Annotated in this window: 18 protein-coding genes and 1 pseudogene; 15 read left to right on the forward strand and 4 right to left on the reverse strand. The window is 69.3% G+C overall.

Annotated features, from left to right (window positions below; translation table 11 throughout):
• Window positions 1-6: 6 nt before the first annotated feature.
• The 7 genes and pseudogenes from AB4Y91_RS07890 (at window position 7) to AB4Y91_RS07920 (ending at window position 6,757) form a co-directional block, all read left to right on the forward strand.
• Entirely contained in the window at window positions 7-708 is a 702-nt protein-coding gene (locus tag AB4Y91_RS07890) for a CoA transferase subunit B (protein WP_441417939.1), read from the forward strand.
• On the forward strand, window positions 705-1,901 hold the full coding sequence (locus AB4Y91_RS07895) for an acetyl-CoA acetyltransferase (protein ID WP_441417940.1): 1,197 nt from the start codon (window positions 705-707) through the stop codon (window positions 1,899-1,901). The genes AB4Y91_RS07890 and AB4Y91_RS07895 overlap by 4 nt, the downstream gene beginning before the upstream one ends.
• Window positions 1,888-2,124, forward strand: a complete 237-nt coding sequence (locus AB4Y91_RS07900; protein WP_441417941.1) for a hypothetical protein — start codon at window positions 1,888-1,890, stop codon at window positions 2,122-2,124. The genes AB4Y91_RS07895 and AB4Y91_RS07900 overlap by 14 nt, the downstream gene beginning before the upstream one ends.
• Window positions 2,117-3,274: a PucR family transcriptional regulator gene (locus AB4Y91_RS07905; RefSeq protein ID WP_441417942.1), complete on the forward strand. Its 1,158-nt coding sequence runs from the start codon at window positions 2,117-2,119 to the stop codon at window positions 3,272-3,274. Before AB4Y91_RS07900 ends, AB4Y91_RS07905 begins: the two co-directional genes overlap by 8 nt.
• A 169-nt stretch (window positions 3,275-3,443) precedes the next feature.
• Window positions 3,444-4,367, forward strand: a pseudogene (locus AB4Y91_RS07910) (MFS transporter); the annotation flags it as partial.
• 43 nt (window positions 4,368-4,410) lie between these two features.
• Window positions 4,411-5,943, forward strand: a complete 1,533-nt coding sequence (locus tag AB4Y91_RS07915) for a class I adenylate-forming enzyme family protein (protein WP_441417943.1) — start codon at window positions 4,411-4,413, stop codon at window positions 5,941-5,943.
• A gap of 10 nt (window positions 5,944-5,953) precedes the next feature.
• On the forward strand, window positions 5,954-6,757 hold the full coding sequence (locus AB4Y91_RS07920; RefSeq protein ID WP_441417944.1) for an SDR family NAD(P)-dependent oxidoreductase: 804 nt from the start codon (window positions 5,954-5,956) through the stop codon (window positions 6,755-6,757).
• Window positions 6,758-6,780: 23 nt separating this feature from the next.
• Here the strand turns inward: AB4Y91_RS07920 and AB4Y91_RS07925 are convergent, their stop codons facing one another.
• Both AB4Y91_RS07925 and AB4Y91_RS07930 read right to left on the reverse strand, forming a co-directional pair.
• On the reverse strand, window positions 6,781-7,641 hold the full coding sequence (locus AB4Y91_RS07925) for a 3-hydroxyacyl-CoA dehydrogenase family protein (RefSeq protein WP_441417945.1): 861 nt from the start codon (window positions 7,639-7,641) through the stop codon (window positions 6,781-6,783).
• Window positions 7,642-7,652: 11 nt separating this feature from the next.
• Window positions 7,653-8,867 (reverse strand): MFS transporter, encoded by a 1,215-nt coding sequence (locus AB4Y91_RS07930; RefSeq protein WP_441417946.1) that lies wholly within the window; start codon window positions 8,865-8,867, stop codon window positions 7,653-7,655.
• A gap of 108 nt (window positions 8,868-8,975) precedes the next feature.
• On the opposite strand from AB4Y91_RS07930, the gene AB4Y91_RS07935 reads away from it, so the two are divergent.
• The 6 genes from AB4Y91_RS07935 (at window position 8,976) to AB4Y91_RS07960 (ending at window position 15,997) form a co-directional block, all read left to right on the forward strand.
• Complete coding sequence (locus tag AB4Y91_RS07935) at window positions 8,976-9,548, forward strand: TetR/AcrR family transcriptional regulator C-terminal ligand-binding domain-containing protein (RefSeq protein ID WP_441417947.1); 573 nt, start codon at window positions 8,976-8,978, stop codon at window positions 9,546-9,548.
• Between the two features lie 40 nt (window positions 9,549-9,588).
• On the forward strand, window positions 9,589-10,644 hold the full coding sequence (locus tag AB4Y91_RS07940) for a zinc-dependent alcohol dehydrogenase family protein (protein ID WP_441417948.1): 1,056 nt from the start codon (window positions 9,589-9,591) through the stop codon (window positions 10,642-10,644).
• Between the two features lie 93 nt (window positions 10,645-10,737).
• Window positions 10,738-11,052 (forward strand): hypothetical protein, encoded by a 315-nt coding sequence (locus AB4Y91_RS07945; protein ID WP_441417949.1) that lies wholly within the window; start codon window positions 10,738-10,740, stop codon window positions 11,050-11,052.
• A gap of 11 nt (window positions 11,053-11,063) precedes the next feature.
• Window positions 11,064-13,799: a PEP/pyruvate-binding domain-containing protein gene (locus AB4Y91_RS07950; protein WP_441417950.1), complete on the forward strand. Its 2,736-nt coding sequence runs from the start codon at window positions 11,064-11,066 to the stop codon at window positions 13,797-13,799.
• Between the two features lie 103 nt (window positions 13,800-13,902).
• Window positions 13,903-14,973 carry an alpha/beta hydrolase gene (locus tag AB4Y91_RS07955; RefSeq protein WP_441417951.1) on the forward strand — a complete coding sequence of 357 codons (1,071 nt, stop codon included), beginning with the start codon at window positions 13,903-13,905 and terminating at the stop codon, window positions 14,971-14,973.
• Window positions 14,974-15,031: 58 nt separating this feature from the next.
• Window positions 15,032-15,997: an alpha/beta fold hydrolase gene (locus AB4Y91_RS07960; protein WP_441417952.1), complete on the forward strand. Its 966-nt coding sequence runs from the start codon at window positions 15,032-15,034 to the stop codon at window positions 15,995-15,997.
• Here the strand turns inward: AB4Y91_RS07960 and AB4Y91_RS07965 are convergent.
• Complete coding sequence (locus AB4Y91_RS07965; protein ID WP_441417953.1) at window positions 15,994-16,737, reverse strand: glycosyltransferase family 2 protein; 744 nt, start codon at window positions 16,735-16,737, stop codon at window positions 15,994-15,996. The genes AB4Y91_RS07960 and AB4Y91_RS07965 overlap by 4 nt on opposite strands.
• Before the next feature lie 160 nt (window positions 16,738-16,897).
• On the opposite strand from AB4Y91_RS07965, the gene AB4Y91_RS07970 reads away from it, so the two are divergent.
• On the forward strand, window positions 16,898-17,101 hold the full coding sequence (locus AB4Y91_RS07970) for a cold-shock protein (RefSeq protein ID WP_013599688.1): 204 nt from the start codon (window positions 16,898-16,900) through the stop codon (window positions 17,099-17,101).
• Window positions 17,102-17,273: 172 nt separating this feature from the next.
• A complete protein-coding gene (locus AB4Y91_RS07975; RefSeq protein WP_441417954.1) occupies window positions 17,274-17,909 on the forward strand; it encodes a PAS and ANTAR domain-containing protein in 636 nt (211 codons plus the stop codon).
• A gap of 35 nt (window positions 17,910-17,944) precedes the next feature.
• On the opposite strand, the gene AB4Y91_RS07980 is transcribed toward AB4Y91_RS07975, so the two are convergent.
• Complete coding sequence (locus AB4Y91_RS07980; RefSeq protein ID WP_441417955.1) at window positions 17,945-19,921, reverse strand: amino acid transporter; 1,977 nt, start codon at window positions 19,919-19,921, stop codon at window positions 17,945-17,947.
• Window positions 19,922-19,930: the final 9 nt, after the last annotated feature.

Below are 19,930 nucleotides of genomic sequence, written 5' to 3' on the forward strand. Positions count from 1 at the left end.
AACACCATGGCTTGGACCCGGAACGAAATGGCCGCCATCGCGGCCGAAGAACTCAATGACGGCGATTACGTCAACCTCGGCATCGGCATCCCCACGCTCGTCGCCAACAACCTGCGCGAGGGCGTCCGCGTGGTGCTGCAGAGCGAGAACGGCCTGCTCGGCATGGGTCCGTTCCCCTACGAGGGCGAGGAGGACGCGGACCTGATCAATGCCGGCAAGCAGACGGTCACCGTCCTGCCCGGCGGCAGCATCTTCGACTCGGCCACCTCCTTCGGCATGATCCGCGGCGGCCACGTCAAGGTCGCCATCCTCGGCGCCATGCAGGTCTCCGGCGCCGGCGACCTGGCCAACTGGACCATCCCCGGCAAGATGGTCAAGGGCATGGGCGGCGCCATGGACCTCGTGGCCGGCACCCCGCGCGTCGTGGTCCTCACCGAACACAACGCCAAGGACGGCACCGCCAAGATCGTGAAGGAATGCACCCTGCCGCTCACCGGGCTGAGCTGCGTGGACCGCATCATCAGCGACCTCGCAGTGTTTGACCTGGTGAAAAATGCAGAAACGGGCGTTCGCCAGCTCACGCTCACCCGCCTCGCCCCCGGCGCCACCGTGCCGGAGATCCGCGAAAAGACCGAAGCCGAGTTCGACGTCGATCCCTCCCTCGACGTCACCCGTGAAGCCGGCAGCCTGGAAGGAGCCACGGCATGAGCCTCAAGGACCAGTTCGGCAAGGATGTCCTGCTCACCGGCTGGGGCCACAGCCGCTTCGGCAAGCTCACGGAGGAGACCCTCGAGTCCCTGATCGTCCAGGTTGCCACCGAGGCGATCGGCAACGCGGGCATCGAGCCCGGCCAGATCGACGAGATCTACCTGGGCCAGTTCAACTCCGGGATGATGCCGCTGGCGTTCCCGTCCTCGCTCGCACTGCAGGTCTCGGAGCAGCTCGCCAACGTGCCGTCGACGCGGGTGGAGAACGCGTGCGCCTCGGGCTCGGCCGCGTTCCAGCAGGGCACCAAGTCGCTGCTGGCGGGTACCGCCAAGACGGTCCTGGTGATCGGGGCCGAAAAGATGACCCAGGCCGGCGCCGACGTCGTGGGCGCCGCCCTGCTCGGTGCGGACTACGACATGGCCGGCAAGCCCTCCAGCACCGGCTTCACGGGGCTCTTCGCCGAAGTGGCCAAGCACTACGAGAAGCGCTACGGCGCCAGCGCAGGGAACCTCTCCGACGTGCTCGGCACGATCGCCGCGAAGAACCACCGCAACGGCGTGGACAACCCCTACGCCCAGCTCCGCAAGGACCTCGGCGAGGAGTTCTGCCAGACCGTCTCGGACAAGAACCCGATGGTCGCCGACCCGCTGCGCCGCACCGACTGCTCCCCCGTCTCCGACGGCGCCGCCGCCGTCGTGCTCAGCGTTGCACCCACCGGCGGCGCCACCGCGCCGGTCCGGCTGGCCGGCTTCGGCCAGGCGAACGATTTCTTCCCGACCGACCGCCGCGACCCCACCGCCTTTGCCGCGACCCGCGCCTCCTGGCAGCGGGCCCTGGGCATGGCCGGCGTCGGGCTGGAGGACCTGGACTTCGCGGAGGTGCACGACTGCTTCACCATCGCCGAGCTGCTGATGTACGAGGCCATGGGCCTGACCGAGCCGGGCCAGGGCGCCCGCGCGGTCAAGGAAGGCTGGGTCTTCAAGGACGGCAAGCTGCCGGTCAACGTCTCGGGCGGACTCAAGGCCAAGGGCCACCCGGTCGGGGCCACCGGCGTCTCGCAGCATGTCATCGCGGCGATGCAGCTCACCGGCACCGCCGGGGACATGCAGCTGGCCGCCCCGCGACGTGCCGCGGTTCAGAATATGGGCGGCGTGGGCATTGCGAACTACGTCAGCGTGCTTGAAGCCGTCTGAGGCGCCGCCCGCGGACCTGGTACGGGTCACCAACTGGCTTGGCCTGGCGGCCGGCGCACCCGTGATGGTGCGCCGGCCCGGCCGTGTCCCGGCCGCCGCAACGGTGGAGCTCGCGACCCCGGACGGAAAGATCCTCTGGGTCAGGTACTGGACCTCGGCCGAGCGCGCCATGCTCCATAAGGCCGACGGGACCCAAGTGTGGTGTGAGGCGAACCTTGGCTGAGTCCAGCATTGAAAACGTGGCCGACCTGCTCTTCCGGGACCTGCAGTACCTGAAGGCCAGCAGCGTGGAGCGCTGCGTCACCGACGTGGCCGGGTACCGGGGCGTGGCCGAGACGGACATCAGCTCCTCGGTGGAACAAAACCTTCGGATGGCCATCCAGGCGGTGAAATCCGGGACCGTGCCGGAGTCATCGCAGCTCAGCCTCGAAGCCAGGGTGGCGCAGGTCCGGTTTCATCAGGGCCTGCGGATCGAGGACGTGCTGCGCGGTTACCGCCTCTCCATGGCCGTGATCCAGGACCGCTTCCTCGACATCGCCCAGGAGCTACGGCTCGGCGACCGGGAAGTCCTCGCCGCGCACCGGGTGCTCTGGGGCGTCAGCGATTCCTACACGGCGGCCCTGGTGCATTCCTACCGCGAAAGCAGCGTCCGGCAGGCCGTGCGCGACCACGAACTCCGGCAGGGCTACCTGCGCGCCGTGCTGGCCGGCACCCTCGCCGGCGCCGAACTGGTGTCCCGTTCCGCCGACTTCGGGATCGATCCGCGGCGCGAATTCCGCGCCCTGCGCGCACGTGCCAGGCCGGGGACGTCCCCGGACGAGCTTCTCGGCGAGCTGGTGGCGCCGCTGCGCAGCGGCGACGGGGTGTTGACCGTCCTGGCCGGCGACGTCGTCGGTTTCCTCGCCGCCAAACCCGCTGCCGGCAGCGCGGCAGCGACCGTCGCCGTCGGACCCCCGCGGCCCCTCACCGCCCTGGCTCAGTCCGACGCCGTCGCCGACCGCGTTTTTGCTGCCGCGTGGCGGCGGGCGGACCGGGGCTCCTATTGCCTGGAGGACCTGACCTGGCGCACCGCGGCCGGCGATCCGGACGTCACCGAGGTACTGCGCCGGCGTTACCTGGCGCCTTTCGCCGACGACGCCGAATTCGGCCGGATCGTGCTGGACTCGGTGCGGTCCTACCTGGCCAGCGACCGCCGGATATCCGCAGCCGCGCGGGCACTGTCCGTGCATGAGAACACGCTGCGTTACCGGCTGCAGAAGTTCGAGCAGCTCACCGGCACCCGGCTCGACGCGACCGGGACCCTCGTGGAGCTCTGCTGGGCATTCGAGGCCTGCCAGGACGGCCCAGACAGGCCCGTCGACGGCCCGTTGTAGGAATCCACAACCCCCGGTCCGTTCCCTTTGAGCTGGCTCCATGTTCGGGGCCGCGGCGCATCCGTAGCGTGGTCTGCATCACAGCCGGACGAACTGCTGACCCCTGTGCCCGACGGGCCGGACGATGCGGCACCCTTCGTCCGGGCCCATCGGATCTGGGAGTCACCGGATGAGCGTCATCACCGCAGCACCACCCGTCAGCAGGACCCGTCAACTCGCGGCCGCAACGGTCGGCAACATCGTCGAATGGTTCGACTGGTACGTCTATTCCATGCTGGCGCTGTACTTTTCCAGCCAGTTCTTTCCCAAGACCGGCGACCCCGTGGTCCCGCTGCTCAGCGCCATGGCGATCTTCGCCGTCGGCTTCTTCATGCGGCCGCTCGGCGGCCTGCTGGGCGGCATGGTGGCGGACCGCCTGGGACGGAAGAAGGCGCTAACCGCGACCGTCATGTTGATGGGCGTCGGCAGCCTGCTGGTGGCCGTGGCACCCACCTACGACCAGGTCGGCGTGCTCTCGCCGATCCTGCTGGTGGTGGCCAGGCTCCTGCAGGGCCTCTCCACCGGCGGCGAATTTGCTGCCTCCTCGACGTTCCTGGTCGAGTCGGCTCCGGAGGGCCGCCGCGGCTTCTTCTCCAGCTTCCTCTACATCGGCGCGACGCTCGGCAACGTGGTGGCGATCGGCTCCGTGGCGCTCCTCGTGGCCGGGCTCCCGGACGACGCCATGCACGAATGGGGCTGGCGCGTGCCGTTCGCCATCGGAACCCTCGGCGCGGTGGCCGGCCTGTTCATCCGCCGCTTCGCCGAAGAAACGCTGGCGCTCGACGACGCCGCCGATCCGTCCGTCCCGCCCGGTGCCAGGGCCGCCCGGCCCTCGGCCTTCGAGTTCATGCGCACCCACCCCAAGGAATGCCTGCTGGTGTTTGGCATCAACGCCGCGCCGACCCTGTTCTTCTACGTCTTCTCCTCCTACCTGCCTACTTACGCGCACATCACGGTGGGCTTCGACATGAAGAACGCACTTTTCGTTGGCCTGATCTCGCTGAGCTACTTCGCGGTCCTGCAGCCGCTGATGGGCATCCTCTCGGACCGGATCGGACGCAAGCGGCTGGAGCTGCAACCCGAATGGCGTCGCCTACGTGCAGGAAGAAACCGCCTTCACCTTCACCGAGGCCGGCGAACTGTCCTGCCGGATCGCCAACGCACTGCTGGACTCGGGCCTCTCCCCCGATGCCAAGATCGCGGTGCTCTCCCCGAACGATCCCCTCGCGTGGATCTGTGTGCTCGGCGTCTGGCGGGCGGGACTGACCTGGATCCCGGCCAACCCGGCGAGCCCGACCGGTGAAACGGCGCAGCTGCTGGCCGGATTCGACGCGGAACTGGTGATCTTCCATGCCGGCCTGGACGAGCCGGTCCGGCAGCTCCAGGACGGGCTGCCCGGGGTCCGTCACTGGATCCGGTTCGGGCCGGACGCCGCCGCCGAGGCCGCGGGTTCCGCCGCACCCGGGACGCCCGGGACAACCCCCTTCAGCCAGTGGATCGCGGCCCAGCCGGCGACCAAGCCGGCCGTCGACGCGGCCCCGGAGGACGTGGTCTCACTGGCCCCCACCGGCGGCACCACGGGTTTGCCGAAGGGCGTCATGAACACCAACCGGAGCCTGTCCGCGTTTGTGGCGCACCTGATGATGGCGGCCCACTACGGCTCGGAGGATGCCGTGGTGAACCTCGCCGCCGCGCCGATGACGCACACCGCGGGCCTGCTGAGCCTGGCCGCCACGGCCCGCGGCGGGACCGTGGTGGTCCTGCCCAAGGCGAACCCCCGCGCAGTCCTCGACGCGATCGAGGGGTACGCGGTGACGGACCTGTTCCTGCCTCCCACCGTGATCTACCGGCTCCTGGAGGTCCTCAAGGAACAACCACGGGACCTCTCCTCGCTGCACTACCTGATCTACGGCGCGGCCCCGATGTCGGTCGAGAAGCTGCGCCAGGCACTGACGGCGATCGGTCCGGTGATGATGGAACTCTACGGACAGATGGAGGCGCCGGCGTCGGTGACCTTCCTGCGCCCGGATGAGCACTTCGTGGCCGGCGCGATCGCCCCGGACTCCCGGCTCTCCTCCTGCGGCCGGCCGTATCCGCTGGTCGAGGTCGAGATCCGCGACGACGACGGCCAGGCGCTTCCGGCCGGGACCCCCGGCGAGATCTGCGTCCGCGGCGACCTGGTCATGAAGGGCTACTACAAGAACCCGGATCAAACGGCGCAGGCGCTGCGCGACGGCTGGCTGCACACCGGCGACATCGGCGTCTTCGACGAGGCGGGCTACCTGCACCTGACCGACCGGCGGCGGGACCTGATCATCTCCGGCGGCTTCAACGTCTACCCGAGCGAAGTCGAGCAGGTGATCTGGAGCCACCCGGCCGTGCGCGACTGCGCGGTCGTCGGCTCCCCGCACCCTGATTGGGGCGAGGCGGTGACCGCCGTCGTCGAACTGAACGAGGGCTGCACCGTCACAGAGGCGGAAGTCATCGCCCTGTGCAAGCAGGAACTGGGCAGCATCCGGGCACCGAAAGCCGTACACCTGGTCCCCGCGCTGCCGCGCAGTGTCAACGGCAAAGTCCTGAAGAAGAACATCCGCGAAACTTTTTGGCGCAACGAGAAATCCAAAATCTAGGAGAACACTGATGACGAAGAGACTGCAGGGAAAGATTGCCCTCGTGGTGGGCGCCGGTTCGAGCGCCCCGGGAATGGGCAACGGCAAGGCCACGGCCATCGCGTTTGCCCGCGAGGGCGCCACGGTGGTGTGCGCGGACGTCAACGAGGCGGCAGCGAAGGAGACGGAGGGCCTGATCCTGGCCGAGGGCGGCCAGGCACGGCATCTCGCCTTCGATGTGACGGACTCGGCCGCGGTGGGCCGCGCCGTCGCGTCCGTCATCGAAGAATTCGGCCGGATCGACGTCCTCGACAACAACGTCGGCATCGCCAAGGTAGGCGGCGTGGTTGAACTCGACGAGGCCGAGTGGGACCGGGTCCACGCGATCAACCTGAAGGGCCCGTTCCTGACCATGAAGCACGTCATCCCGCACATGGTTGCCCAGGGCGGCGGCTCCATCATCAACATTTCCTCGCTGGCGGGCATCCGCTGGACCGGCGTCCCGTACGCCACCTACTACTCCTCCAAGGCGGCGCTGAACCACCTGAGCCGCACCACCGCGGCGGAGTACGCGGCGAAGCACGTGCGGGTCAACGCCATCCTGCCGGGGCTGATGGAAACGCCCATGGTGACCGAATCCGCCGAGTTGGCCGGCGCCTACGCGGACGGGCAGCGCGAGGAGATGCTGAAGAAGCGGCACGCCCAGGTGCCCATGGGCCACATGGGCACCGCCTGGGACGTCGCCAATGCCGCAGTCTTCCTGGCCAGCGACGAGTCCGCCTACGTCACCGGGATCGAACTGCGGGTCGACGGCGGCATCTCACTGGGCTTCTAGGGCAACGATTAGGGCAACAAAGGTCAGGAGTAGTCGTTGTAGAAACCGCGGCCGCTCTTGACCCCCAGCCAGCCCTTTTCGATGTAGTCCTGCAACAGCGGCGCCGACTTGTTCTCCACGCCGGCCAGCCCGCAGTAGTGGTTTTCGATGTCGAGAACCACGTCCAGGCCCACCTGGTCCATGAAGCGGAACGGTGCGGTGTCGGCCTTGAACACGTCGAGGAACAAGGCGTCGACGTCTTCGGGTTCGGCAACCCCCTCCGCCACAACCAGCAGGGACTCGCGCTTGATCGCGGCCCAGACGCGGTTGAAGATGAAGCCGGTGCTCTGCTTGCGGACCAGGTGCGGGGTCAGCGCGTATTTCGGCAGCTCGGCCATCAGCAGCTCAATGATCGCCGGATCGGTGCGGCCGCTGGACATCAGCTCCACCGAGCGCACCGCCGGCGGCATGTAAAAGTGCAGGTTCAGGACGCGTTCCGGCGCGTCCACCCCGTCGATGAATTCGGCCGAAGCGAACGAGGAGGAATTGCTCGCCAGCACGGCGTCGGGCGCGGCCAGCCGGTCAAGATCAGCGAAGATCTTCTTCTTGAGTTCGAGCTTTTCCGGCACCGCCTCGACAACGAGCCAGGCGTCCCGGAGGGCTGCGGCAAGGTCATCGCCGGCCGTGAACCGCCCCTCGGCAGTGCCGCCGAACTCATCCGCGACGCCGGGACGCTCGGTTCCGATGTAGTCGACGGCGGCCTGGGCCACGGCAAGGTTCGTGTCGAAGACGCGCACCTCGGCGCCCCGGAGCGAGAGCATCAGCGCGATGCGGCGGCCCAGCGTGCCGCCGCCGATCACGGTGATGGGTCGGCCTGCAATGTCGGCCGGAAGGGTGAAGCTCATGTCAGTTCCTTTCAGGAGGCTGCTGACGGTCCAGCAACCGGGTTGATGGGGTTGTTGCGGGTCGTCGCCTTGGCGGTCAGCACCAGGGCGGGGACGGCGGCCAGCACCAGCGCGGCACCATAGATCAGCGTCGTCCCCTTCATCCCTGCCACGGCGACCAGCAGCCCGGCGGCCACGGCCGGGACGCTGAAGCCGAGGTAACAAATCAGGTAGATGCTGGAGAGCATCCCGATGCGCTCGTGCGGCCCGCACAGCGGCAGCGTCATCCGCATCGCGCCGAAGTAGCCGCTGCCGAATCCGACGCCGGCCACCATGGTGCCGGTGAAGTAGAGCGGCGCGGACCCCAGCTGCACGGCGAGGACTGTCAGGGATATCCCGGCGATCAGGGAGACGACGCCGGTCAGGAGCGTGTTCCGGTCGGACCAGCGGCGGACGACGAGGATTGCCAGCGCCCCCGGGACGAAGAGGGCGAACAGGGCCAGCCCGCCCACCAGCACGGAACTGTCCTTCGTGATCGAATGCGCAAGGGCAGGGCCGAGGGAGAGGTAGAAGCCTGCGAGCGCCCAGGTCGCGGCCGCCACCGGCATGGTCGCAGCCATTGTCTTGCGCGCGGAACTGGGGACCTTCGCCTCGGGAACCAGGGAACGGAGCCAGCCGGGGGCTTTCCGCCCCGCGCTCGGCAGCCACAGCAGGGCGGTCCCGAGAACCAGCAGCAGGGCCGCGAGGAAAAAGTACACGGTCTTGGTCGGTTCCGGCAGGAACCGGACAAGGGACGCCGAGCCGAGCGCGCCGATGGAGAGCCCGACCGGCGAAGCGGCACTGTTCACGAGGGAACCACGGCCCCGGCGGCCGGCGCCTTCGAAGGCCAGCAGAGCGGCGCCGGCCGCGCCCATGGCCGCGCCGGTAGCGACACCCTGCAGGGCCCTCGCCGCAAGGAGCATTTCCGGACCGGGAGCGAAGGCGAAGGTCATCATGGCCCCGATCTGCAGCGCCACGGCCCCCAGCAGCACGGGCCGCGTGCCGAGATGGTCCGCCAGCGACCCGACCACCAGCAGCGTCAGCAGCACGGCCACCGCGTACACCGCGAAGACGACCGTCACAGCGGCGGAGCCGAGCCCCCATTCCCGAGCGTAAAACTCGTACAACGGCGACGGCGCCGACGAGGCCCCGATAAAGACCGTCAGGAGCGCCGCGTGAAGCCAGAACGCGGTACCGGTGTTCTTCAATGCTTTCCCTGCCTGCCAACCAGATAACTAACGCACAATCTGTGCATTAAGAGACTAGCACCGGACGCCGCCACTAAAGCAGAAGTTGTGCCTTAGCATGGTGTGATGATGGCTACAGCGACTCCGCGACCCGGCGGCCGCAGCGCCCGCGTCCAGCAGGCAGTGCACCAGGCGGTCCGGGCGCTGCTGGAGGAGAACGACGGCGACCGCTCGGCCCTGTCGGTGCCGCTGGTGGCGGAACGCGCCGGCGTGAACTCCTCGACCATCTATCGGCGGTGGGGGGACCTGCCGCGGCTGCTCGCCGCCGTCGCGTCCAACCGGATGCTGCCCGAGCAGGTGGAGGACACCGGGTCGCTCAGGGGGGACATGGAGGCCTGGTTCGTCCCCTACGTCGAGGAATTTTCCTCCCCGCTGGGGCGGCAGGTGCTGCGGGACATGCTCGCGGACGGCGCCGTGACCCGGGACTACTTCGCTCTTATGCAGGGCCATGTCGAGGAGCTCCGGAGGCTGGCCGAAGCCCGCGGCGAAACCGCGCCGGCGGCCCGGGAGATTATCGACACCGTGGTGGCGCCGGTCATCTACCGCATCCTGTTCAACCATGAGTCCGCCCCGGAATTGAGGGTCCAGGACCGGATCAGCCGGCTGCTCCGCCCCGGGACCGCCACCGACGTCCAGGACTAGACTCGTTTCCACCCCATCCACGACCAGGCGAGGAGCCCCCATGCGCGCCACCATCATCCACGGCCCCGGCGACATCCGGGTTGAAGACCGCGACTACCCCACCGTCCAGCAGCCCACCGACGCCGTCGTCAAGGTCACCGCCTCCTGCGTCTGCGGCTCCGATCTGTGGCCGTACCGCGGCGTGCGGCCCACGCACGAGCCGCGTGCGATCGGCCATGAGTTCATCGGCCTGGTCGAAAGCATCGGCGACGCGGTGACCGATCTGGCCGTGGGGGACCTGGTGATCGCGCCGTTCGTGGTCAGCTGCGGCAAGTGCCCGCAGTGCCTCAACGGTGTCTCGGTCGCCTGCGACCACCTGGCCGGCTGGGGCGGCAAGGATGACGCCGGGCTGGCCATCGACGGAGGCCAGGGCCAGGCAGTCCGGGTCCCGCTCGCCGACGCCACCCTCGTCAAGGTTCCTGGCATCACCGAGCCCGACGACGCGCTGCGCGCCAGCCTGCTGACCCTCTCCGACGTCATGGCCACCGGCCACCACGCAGCCCTCGCGGCAAAAGCGGGACCGGGCCGGACCGTCGTCGTGGTGGGCGACGGCGCCGTGGGCCTCTGTGGAGTCCTGGCCGCCAAGCGGCTGGGCGCGGAACGGATCATCGCCATGTCCCGGCACGCCGACCGGCAAGCCATCGCCCGGGAGTTCGGCGCCACGGACATCGTCGCGGAGCGCGGGGACGACGGCGTCGCGAAGGTCCGCGAACTGCTCGGCGGAGTGCTGGCCGATTCCGTGCTGGAATGCGTCGGCACCAAGGAATCCATGGAGCAGGCGCTGCACAGCATCCGCCCGGGCGGCGCCCTCGGCTTCGTGGGCGTGCCGACCGGCGGCGCCCAGATTCCGCTGCGCTACCTGTTCGACACCAACATCTCGATCGGCGGCGGGATGGCTCCCGCCCGGACCTACATTCCGGAACTGCTCGCCGACGTGCTGGACGGCAGCATCAACCCCGGCCGGGTGTTCGACGTCGTCATGCCGCTGGAGGAGGCGCCGGAGGCCTACCGCGCCATGGACGAACGGCGCGCCATCAAGGTCCTGCTGACGCCCTAGCCGAACGGGCAGGGGATCGTGCGGCCCTTGCACTGCCGGGACGGCGGGTCTAGCGTGATGCGCATCAGCACCCGCAGCCGTCAAGGAGCCGTCATGGCCAGGTTTGTGCAGATCATCGAATACCAGTCGTCCCGCATTGAGGAGATCGAAGCGCTCGGCAGGCCCTCCCGGACCGAGGGTGAAACCGCCCCGACCTTCCGTCGGATCCTGAACACCGCGGACCGTGACCGGCCCGGCACGTACCTCACCATCGTCGAGTTCGATTCCTACGAGTCGGCGATGGAGAATTCCCGGCGGCCGGAAACCTCCGAATTCGCGGCGCGCATGGCGGCCCTGTGCGATTCGCCGCCGGTGTTCCGCAACCTGGACGTCCAGTGGGAGGACGCCGGCGACCCGGCGAGCGACTAGGCGCGCAAGCCATGCGCTCCGAAGCGGACGACGGTGAGCCGGACGCCGCTGCGCCGGACGAGTTCGTGCTGGACCTTGGCCGGACCGCCTCCGCTCCCCTGCGGTCGGTCGGCGGTAAGGCGCTGAACCTTGGCAGGCTCACCGCCGCGGACTTTCCGGTGCCGCGCGGCTTCTGCCTCACCACCGACGCCTACCGCCTCGCGGCCCCGCCCGCGCTGGCAGCCCTGGCCGCCCGGCTCGACGCGGCTGCCGACGGCGCGCCCGCCGACAGCGCTACCGGCGCAGCGGCTGGCCAGGCGGCCGGTCCGGGGCCGGCGGAACTGGACCGCCTGGCGGCCAGCGCCCGAGAGCTGATCCTGTCAGCGCCGGTTCCGCCCGGCGTCGACGCGGCGCTGCGGGAGGCCTACGGCTTGCTGGGCGCGCAGCCGGCCGTCGCGGTGCGGTCCTCGGCCACGGCCGAGGACCTGCCCTTTGCAAGCTTCGCCGGCCAGCAGGACTCGTTCACCGGCGTCAGCGGCGCCGACGCCGTCGTCGACGCCGTGCGGCGCTGCTGGGCTTCGCTATGGACCGACCGGGCGGTGGCCTACCGGTCCGCCAACGGGATCAGCCACCGCGAGGTGGGGCTCGCCGTCGTCGTCCAGCTCATGGTCGACGCCGCCACTGCAGGCGTGATGTTCACCGCCAACCCGGTGACCGGAACCCGGACCGAGACGGTGATCAACGCCAGCCCCGGCGCGGGGCAGGCTGTGGTGTCGGGCGCCGTAAATCCTGACCAGTTCACCGTGGACACCGCGACGGCGGCGGTCCTGGCCCGGGTTCCGGGCGACGGCGGTCCCGCACGCGGCTGGAGCCTGGCGGACGCCGAACTCACCGAACTGACCCGCCTGGGCGACGCAGTCCAGCGTCTCTTCGGCGCGCCGCAGGATGTGGAGTGGGTCATCGACGCCGCGGGCAAGGCCTGGCTGACGCAGTCCCGTCCGATCACCACGCTGTATCCGCTGGAGGATCCGTTCTCCAACACCCCGACCCCCATTGATCCGCCCTCGGCCGGGGCGCGCGTCTACCTCTGCGGCACCCTGTTCCAGGGGCTCACCCGACCGATCACGCCGATCGGGCTCGCGGCCCTCGGCCTGATGCGGAACCGCAAGGGCCCCTGGCGGTACGTCAACCCCGGGCTGCGAATGTACGTGGACCTCACCGCGATTGTGCAGAACAAGTGGGGCCGCCGCTACCTGACGCGGGTGCTGCCGCTGGCGGACGGCAGATCGGCCGCGATCTTCCCCGAACTGCTGGCGGATCCGCGATTCGCGCTCAGGCAACGCCCCCGGAAGGCCCTCCCCCGGCCCGCCCGGGCCACCGGCGGTGGGCAGGTCCAAGGCGCCGAGGCCAGCACCACCCTGGCCATGCTCCTCGGCCTGATCCCGGCGCTGTTTGGCGCCGCCCTCCGGCCTGAGGCCGAACTTCGCCGGGCCGAGGCCTACGGAAAACGCCTCGAAGCGGAGCTGGTGCTGCCCGAGCCCGCCACCGCCGTGCAGCGGCTCGACTACACCGAACTGATCACCAATCGGACCATTGACGGGCTGATCCGCGCCACCCTGCCCGGGCCATCCGTGGGCTACATCATGCTGGCCGTGGCACGGCGGCTGCTTCGCGGCATCGCCCCGCCGCGCGAGCTGGAGGCGGTACTGCGCGGGCTGCCGCACAATGTGACCACCGAGATGGACCTGGAACTCTGGCAACTGGCCGTCGGGATCGGCGCCGATCCCGACTCGCGGGACGTCTTCCTGGCGCAGGACCCGGCGCGGCTCGCGGCGGCATACCGCGCCGGCTCGCTTCCCGCGCCGGCGCAGGCCGGGGTCCGTGACTTCCTGGTCCGGTACGGCCACCGGGCGGTGGCCGAGATCGATCTGGGCATGCCGCGCTGGTCGGACCAGCCGGACCACATCCTGGGAATGATCTCCAACTACCTGCGCGTCGAGGACCCCGAGCAGGCCCCGAACCGGCAATTCCGCCGGGCCGCCGAGCACGCGGAGGAGAGGATCCGCAGTCTCGTGGAGCGCGCCGGCGCCCGGGGCCAGTGGCGGGCCCGGCTGCTCGAGCTGTGCCTGCGCCGGGTCCGGGAGCTGTCCGGCCTGCGCGAGCTGCCCAAGTTCCACATCGTCAAGATCCTCGGCGAAATGCACCGGCAGCTGTTGCTGGTTGGCGAAGAGCTGGTGCGTGCCGGGGTTATCGCGGCGCCCGACGATGTGTTCTTCCTGGACTTCGCCGAGCTCCGGGTGGCCCTGCGGGGTGCCGGAATGCAGCCTCTCGTCGCGAGCCGCCGCCGCCTGTACGACGTCGAACTGCGCCGCCGCCACATCCCGCGGGTGTTGCTCTCGGACGGGACCGACGTGGAGGCCGCCGTGATGGCGAAGCGTCCGGCCACCGGCGCCCTGTCCGGGACCCCGGCATCGGCCGGCACCGCCACCGGGCTGGTCAGGGTGATCCTGGACCCGGTAGGCGCCCGCCTCGAGCCCGGCGAAATCCTGGTGGCCCCTTCGACCGACCCCGGCTGGACCCCGCTCTTCATGACGGCCGGTGCCCTGGTCATGGAGATGGGCGGCGTCATCTCGCACGGGGCCGTGGTCGCCCGTGAGTACGGGATCCCGGCGGTGGTGGGCGTGCCGGATGCCACCACGAGGCTGCACACCGGCCAGCGGGTCACCGTGGACGGCGCCGCCGGCACGGTCCAGGAACTGCCGGACTGAGCTCAGCCGCACCCAGGCTGAGGCCCGGGGCGTAGCCCCGGGTGCCGCCGGGAACAGGCTGTCCTCACCGTGGTAGCACAGCCGTGCCAGCTAGAATGGCAGCATGACCCCGGCGGTCCAGCCCCCACCCCAGCAACCCTTCCCGCAGCAGCCCGTGCAATACCCTGCACAGCGGGCCGGCGGCGCCTTCGGCCTCGCACGCCGCGCGCGCGGCGTGCTCCGCCGGGTTCCGGTGTGGGCCTGGCGGGTCCTGATGCACTCGCTGGGCCCGAGCGAAAAGGCCCGCTTCAACGCCGACCCCGTCACCGGCGTCGACTACTTCCACGACATTGACTTCGTGGGCGACGGCATCAGGGCTCACCGCCTGGACGTCATCACCCCGTCCGCCGCTGGGGCCGCTCCTGCGGACGGCGCCGGGCCGCAGCCGGTCTATGTCTACTTCCACGGCGGAGGCTGGACCTCGGGCGACAAGGCCTCGCTGACCAAGTACTGCGCCAGCCAAGCGGAGGGCGGGATGGTCGCCGTCAACGTGAACTACCGCCGGGCCCCGCGCTTCCACATGGCCCACGTCCTCCAGGACGCCAACGCTGCGCTGGCCTGGGTCCGCGACAACATCGCGGGCTTCGGCGGCGACCCCGCCAGGATTGTCCTCGGCGGCGACTCCGCCGGCGGCCAGATCGCCGCTCTCCTTGCCGCTGCCAGCTTCCGTCCCGAACTGGCCGGCCATTACGCGCTGGCGCCGGCAACCCCCGCCTCAAGCCTGCGCGGGCTGGTGCAGCATTGCAGCGTCGTGGACTTCTCCGTGTTCTTCGACAAGGGCTTCGTCCTCAGCCTGGACTTCGTCCGGATGCTCCTGCCCCGGGCAGCGCGCCGCCCTGGCCGACGCCGCATCGCGGAGCTGCGCAGGGCGGCCGGCTTCCTGTCCCCGATCGAGTGGCTCGACGCCCGGTTCCCGCCGGTCTTCGTGACCACCTCGGAACGCGACTTCTTCTACGCCGCCAACCTGAACTTCATAGAGCGCCTGCGGAAGCACGAGGTGCACGTTGACACCCTGATTTACGGCTGGGACTCCCCAAACACCGAACACACGTGGCAGCAAGACTTCCGTTACCCGGAGTCGCAGGAGGTCTACCGCCGCCTGCACGCGTTCGTGCGCAGGGTGGCCGGCGCCTGAGGACCCCGGCGGACCGCCGTCCGGGAACCGCCCCCGCGCCGGGGGCAATGTTTAGTCCATGGCGTCAACAGGCCGCAACCTTCCGGGCACACCGGAACCGGACCCCGGGGTCTTCGGCTCGGGGCTCATCGACGAGGCCGCCCGGCTGGACGCCGCCCTGCCCGACGTCGACTGGTTCGCCCCGCCGTCGGGCTCTGTCCGCGGGACCTTCCATGCGCCGAGCGGTGAGCTGGCGACCTTGTCCATGGGCAACCCGGCCCATCCACGGGTGCTGATGGTCCCGGGCGCGACGGGGTCCAAGGAAGACTTCTCGCTGATGCTGCCCCGGCTCGCGGCCGCCGGCTACTTTGTGCTCAGCTGCGACATCGCGGGCCAGTATGAGTCCGCCGACGCCGGCCCCGAGCACCTCGACCCGCCGCGGGAGCACTACGACTACCAGCTCTTCACCGACGACCTGATCGCCCTGCTGGAGGACGGGGAGGGCGCCGCGCACGTCGTCGGCTACTCCTTCGCCGCGATCGTCGCGCAGGTGGCGTTCGCGCAACGGCCGGAGCTGTTCCGCAGCCTCACGCTGCTCAGCTGCCCACCCGAGCCCGGCAACAGCTTCCGGGGGGTCCAGCGGATCGGCCGGTTCAGCGGCTGGGCCAGCGCCAGGGTCGGCGCGGCGCTGATGATCGCGGGCATCCGCAGCAACGTGGTCCGCGTGGGGCAGAACCGGATCCGTTTCGTGAGATACCGCTTCCGCTTCACCCGCCGGAAGGCTGTGAACGACATTTTCGGGCTGATGCAGCACGCCCCGGACCTCCGGCCGGTCCTGGCCGCGGCGGCGCTGCCGAAGTTCGTCGCCGTCGGCGAACACGACCTCTGGCCGCTCGCACTGCACCGCCGCTTTGCGCAGGCGATCGGCGCGAAGATCTCCGTCTACCGCGGCGGCCACAGCCCCAGCGAAACGTCGCCGCACCAGATGAGCCGGGACCTGATCGCGCTCTACGCCGACGCCGACGGGGCGCCGCCAGGCAGCTAGCGCCGGTGGGCGCGTTCCCACCGCTTGCGGCGGCGGCGCCGGCGCAGCGGGCGCTCGGACCTGAACTCGACGCCGAACGTCGTCCACGCCATCGACAGCCGGCGCCCGACGGCGTGCCGGCTTTCGAACGGCCGGGCCGAGACGCCTACCCGCAGCGCCGGCTCCCAGAGCACGGACACCTCCGGCGGGATCTGGTAGGAAATGTCGAGGTCGTCGTGCACCGGCGGCCTGCCCCGGTGGACCGTGCCGCGGATCTTTTCCCAGACGTCGGCCCGCAGGGCGAAATTTGAGCCAAACAGCGGCGGATGCCCCAGCAGGAGACCGATGGCCCAGAAGTAACCGGCAATCCAGATGTTCCGGCCCACCCAGCGCGCAAACCGCGTCCCGCCGTAGAAGTTCCCGGGCCCGCTCACCGCGGTCAGCGGACCGGCCTTGTCCAGGATGGCTTCGACACGTTCCAGCCAGTCGGCGGGCGGGACGGAGTCGGCATCCAGGCGCGCGATGATTTCCGAGTCCGCCTCGTCGAATCCGCGGGCGGTAGCCGCCGCGATTCCGGGCAGGTCAACGACGATCCGCCGCGCCCCGGCGGCCGTGCAGACCGCGGCAGTGTTGTCGGTGCTGCCGTTGTCCACCACGATCACCTCGTCGGCGCGGCGGCTCTGCCTGCCGAGTGCCGCCAGGCACGCGGCGAGCATCTGCGCATCGTTCCGGGTGGGAATGACCACCGAGATTGTTGTCATGGTGAGCCGACTATAGCTCCAGCCCGGGATTAACTCCCGCACTCAGCCTCTTGCACCGCGGCCCTGCGCCCCGTACGTTGGGGACAGCGGACGAATGTCTCCGCAGCCGTTGGCCTTCCGTGGCCGCCGGAGATCAGCAGCATTTCAGAAGGATAAAGGCATGGCTACAGGCACAGTTAAATGGTTCAACGCCGAAAAGGGTTTTGGCTTCATTGCCCCGGATGACGGGTCGGCCGACGTTTTCGCCCACTACTCGGCAATCGCTTCCAGCGGCTACCGCTCGCTGGACGAGAACCAGAAGGTCGAGTTCGACGTCACCCAGGGTCCGAAGGGCCCCCAGGCTGAGAACATCCGCCCGCTCTAAGCTTTCAGGAAGGCCCGGCCTGCCGGAACACTTCTCCTAGAAAACATGAAGCCCCTCCGGAGTCACTCCGGAGGGGCTTTGTTTCGTTGTCAGACAGTGGCCCTGCGATATTCTGGACCTTTCAGGCCCAGACGCAGGAACGCCGGGCGCAGTACGTCGAACGGCCCGGCCCATGACATCAAAGAGCAAATATCCGGGGTCAGTCCCTGACCGGGCCCCCAACGACGACTTCCTCGACTGCCCCACCGGGCTGGTCGAGTACTACTTCGCCGACGGCGTTTTCCGCTGGTCTGACGGCCTCTACCGAATCTACGGGTATGAACGGGGCGAAGTGGTCCCGTCCATGGAAATGGTCTTCCCCCACCTCGAGCCCGAAGACCGGCCAAAAGTCCAGGCCTACTGGGAACGCGTGGCGGCCGTGGGCGGGCCATCGTCCATCTACGTCTCAATCCGCGACAAAAAGAACCGGCAGCACAAGTTGCTCTTCTCCGCGGACTACATCCTCGAAGGCAATACACCCGTCGGTGTCTGGGGCGTCATCGTGGACCTCACCCAATCAATCCATACTGACCGCCATCAACTCGCCACAGAAGCCGTCGCGGCATCCGCCCGCAACCGGGCGGTTATCGAACAGGCGAAAGGCATCCTCATGGGGCGCACGGGGGTCAACGCAGATGAAGCATTCGGGCTCATCAGCCAGTTGAGCGCCGACACGAACCGCAAGGTCACCGCCATTGCCAGCGAAATCGTCGAGCGCGCCACGGCCACGCCCAGGGAGGCGAAGAGCCAGGATCTTCCTACCCTGTAGCGCCCCCAGCCCGAGCCACTGGTTGCCGCCCAGTCCTAGCCGACGTGCACCCAGGGCCGCCGTGTGACATCGGGTTCGGCCTCGCGCAGCACCTCGCGGGTGACCGGCGCGATTTCTCCTTCGCCGAACGCGAGGAAGCGCAGCAGGTTGGTGAGCGGGTTCCCCTCGGTCCAGCGGAAATAGATGTGCGGCATCAGCCCGGTCACATCCCGGATGTGCAGCAGCACCGAGGCGATCGTGTTGGGCACCACGGGGCCGTGCACTTCAAGGATCCGGTAGCCGTGCCGGGTGATTCCGCGGACCTCCAGTTCGGTTTCGAAGTCCGAGGAATCATCCACGATGACCTCCAGGAACAGCGCCCGGTAGTCCAGCGGCAGGTGGCTGACCTCAATCGCGGACTCGAGTTTTTGCCGGTACGCCTCCGCGCTGAGGCGCAGCGGCTCGTGGGCGACGATCCGGAGCGGCCCTTCCAGCTCGTCGGACATGAACTCCAGCGCCTGCCGGTCCAGATGGACGTGCGTGGCATGCAGCTCGAAGGACCGGCGGGCGCGGGAGAGCAGGGAAATCACGATGATGCCCAGGATGAAGATCGACGCGATCCGGATGCCTTCGGGGCGTTCGATGATGTTGGCCACGGTGGTGTAGATGAACACGACGGCAATGACGCCGAAGCCCACGGTGCGCTTGCGTTGCCGCTGGCGGCGGGCCGAAAGGGTCACGGCCACGGCCGCCGAGGTCATCAGCACCAGCACGCCGGTGGCGTAGGCGCCGCCCTGCGCGTCGACGTCGGCGTCGAAGAGCCAGGTGATCAGGAACCCGATGAGGGTGAAGACCAGGACCAGGGGACGCACGGCCCGGGCCCAGCCGGGGGCCATCCCGTAGCGGGGCAGGTAGCGCGGCACGAGGTTGAGCAGCCCGGCCATGGCGGAGGCGCCGGCGAACCAGAGGATGGCGATCGTGGAGATGTCGTAGACGGTGCCGAAGCCCACGCCGAGGTGTTCGTGGGCCAGGAAGGCCAGGGCGCGCCCGTTGGCCTGGCCGCCGGGCTGGAACTCCTGCTCCGGAATCAGCACCACGGTGGTGAAGCTGCTGACGATCAGGAAGGTGCTCATGATCAGGGCGGCGGTGGTCAGCAGTTTGCGCGCGCCCTGGATCCGGCCGGCCGGGTACTCTTCGGTATCGTCGGCATGGCCCTTGATCTGCGGCATTACGGCGACGCCGGTTTCGAACCCGGAGAGGCCCAGGGCGAGCTTGGGGAAGACCAGCAGCGCGAACCCGACCGCCAGCAGCGGGTTTCCGTGCGAGGTGGAGATGGCCTGCCACCAGTTGTCCACGGCCAGCGGATGGCTCAGCACCTCCCAGAGCGACGCGGCGACGACCACGACGTTCAGGCCCAGATAGAGTCCGACGATCACGACGGCGACGCCGATCGCTTCCTTGAAGCCGCGCAGGAACACCGCTCCGAGGAGGGCCAGCAGGATCAGGGTGACGGGGACGTTTTGTCCCTGCAGCCAACCGGGCGCCACCGGGTTCTGGACCAGGTGGGCGGTGGCGTCAGCGGCGGACAGCGTCATCGTGATCATGAAGTCAGTCGCGGCGAAGCCGAGCAGGACCAGGACGAAGAGCTTTCCGCCCCAGCGCGGCATCAGCCGTTCCAGCATGGCGATGGACCCTTCGCCGCGGTGGCTCTCGCCGGCGACGCGGCGGTAGACCGGCAGCGCGCCGAGCAGCGTAATCGCCACCAGGACGAGCGTCGCGAGCGGCGAAATCACCCCCGCGGCGAGCGCGGCGATGGCCGGCTGGTAGCCCAGGGTGGAGAAGTAGTCGACGCCGGTCAGGCACATGACCTGCCACCAGGTGTGCTTCTTCTCCTGGGCCGTGGGCACGCCGCCGGGGCCCTGGTGCGCGCCCTTGCTGTCCTGCAGCCCCACCAGCAGCCAATTCCGCAGGATGGTCCGGCGGGCGGGCTTCGGCGCCGACGGGTCTACCGGCGGCCTGCTCAGGGTGGTCATCTCGTCCTT

Origin of the sequence: Arthrobacter sp. YAF16 (assembly GCF_052113385.1) — a bacterium.
Lineage (GTDB): Bacteria > Actinomycetota > Actinomycetes > Actinomycetales > Micrococcaceae > Arthrobacter.

Coding starts and splice junctions, on each gene's coding strand:
- AB4Y91_RS07920 (WP_441417944.1), top strand. CDS start 5,954: ATGACGAAGAGACTGCAGGGAAAGATTGCCCTCGTGGTGGGCGCCGGT.
- AB4Y91_RS07950 (WP_441417950.1), top strand. CDS start 11,064: ATGCGCTCCGAAGCGGACGACGGTGAGCCGGACGCCGCTGCGCCGGAC.
- AB4Y91_RS07895 (WP_441417940.1), top strand. CDS start 705: ATGAGCCTCAAGGACCAGTTCGGCAAGGATGTCCTGCTCACCGGCTGG.
- AB4Y91_RS07940 (WP_441417948.1), top strand. CDS start 9,589: ATGCGCGCCACCATCATCCACGGCCCCGGCGACATCCGGGTTGAAGAC.
- AB4Y91_RS07955 (WP_441417951.1), top strand. CDS start 13,903: ATGACCCCGGCGGTCCAGCCCCCACCCCAGCAACCCTTCCCGCAGCAG.
- AB4Y91_RS07945 (WP_441417949.1), top strand. CDS start 10,738: ATGGCCAGGTTTGTGCAGATCATCGAATACCAGTCGTCCCGCATTGAG.
- AB4Y91_RS07890 (WP_441417939.1), top strand. CDS start 7: ATGGCTTGGACCCGGAACGAAATGGCCGCCATCGCGGCCGAAGAACTC.
- AB4Y91_RS07935 (WP_441417947.1), top strand. CDS start 8,976: ATGGCTACAGCGACTCCGCGACCCGGCGGCCGCAGCGCCCGCGTCCAG.
- AB4Y91_RS07975 (WP_441417954.1), top strand. CDS start 17,274: ATGACATCAAAGAGCAAATATCCGGGGTCAGTCCCTGACCGGGCCCCC.
- AB4Y91_RS07925 (WP_441417945.1), bottom strand. CDS start 7,641: ATGAGCTTCACCCTTCCGGCCGACATTGCAGGCCGACCCATCACCGTG.
- AB4Y91_RS07970 (WP_013599688.1), top strand. CDS start 16,898: ATGGCTACAGGCACAGTTAAATGGTTCAACGCCGAAAAGGGTTTTGGC.
- AB4Y91_RS07980 (WP_441417955.1), bottom strand. CDS start 19,921: ATGACCACCCTGAGCAGGCCGCCGGTAGACCCGTCGGCGCCGAAGCCC.
- AB4Y91_RS07960 (WP_441417952.1), top strand. CDS start 15,032: ATGGCGTCAACAGGCCGCAACCTTCCGGGCACACCGGAACCGGACCCC.
- AB4Y91_RS07965 (WP_441417953.1), bottom strand. CDS start 16,737: ATGACAACAATCTCGGTGGTCATTCCCACCCGGAACGATGCGCAGATG.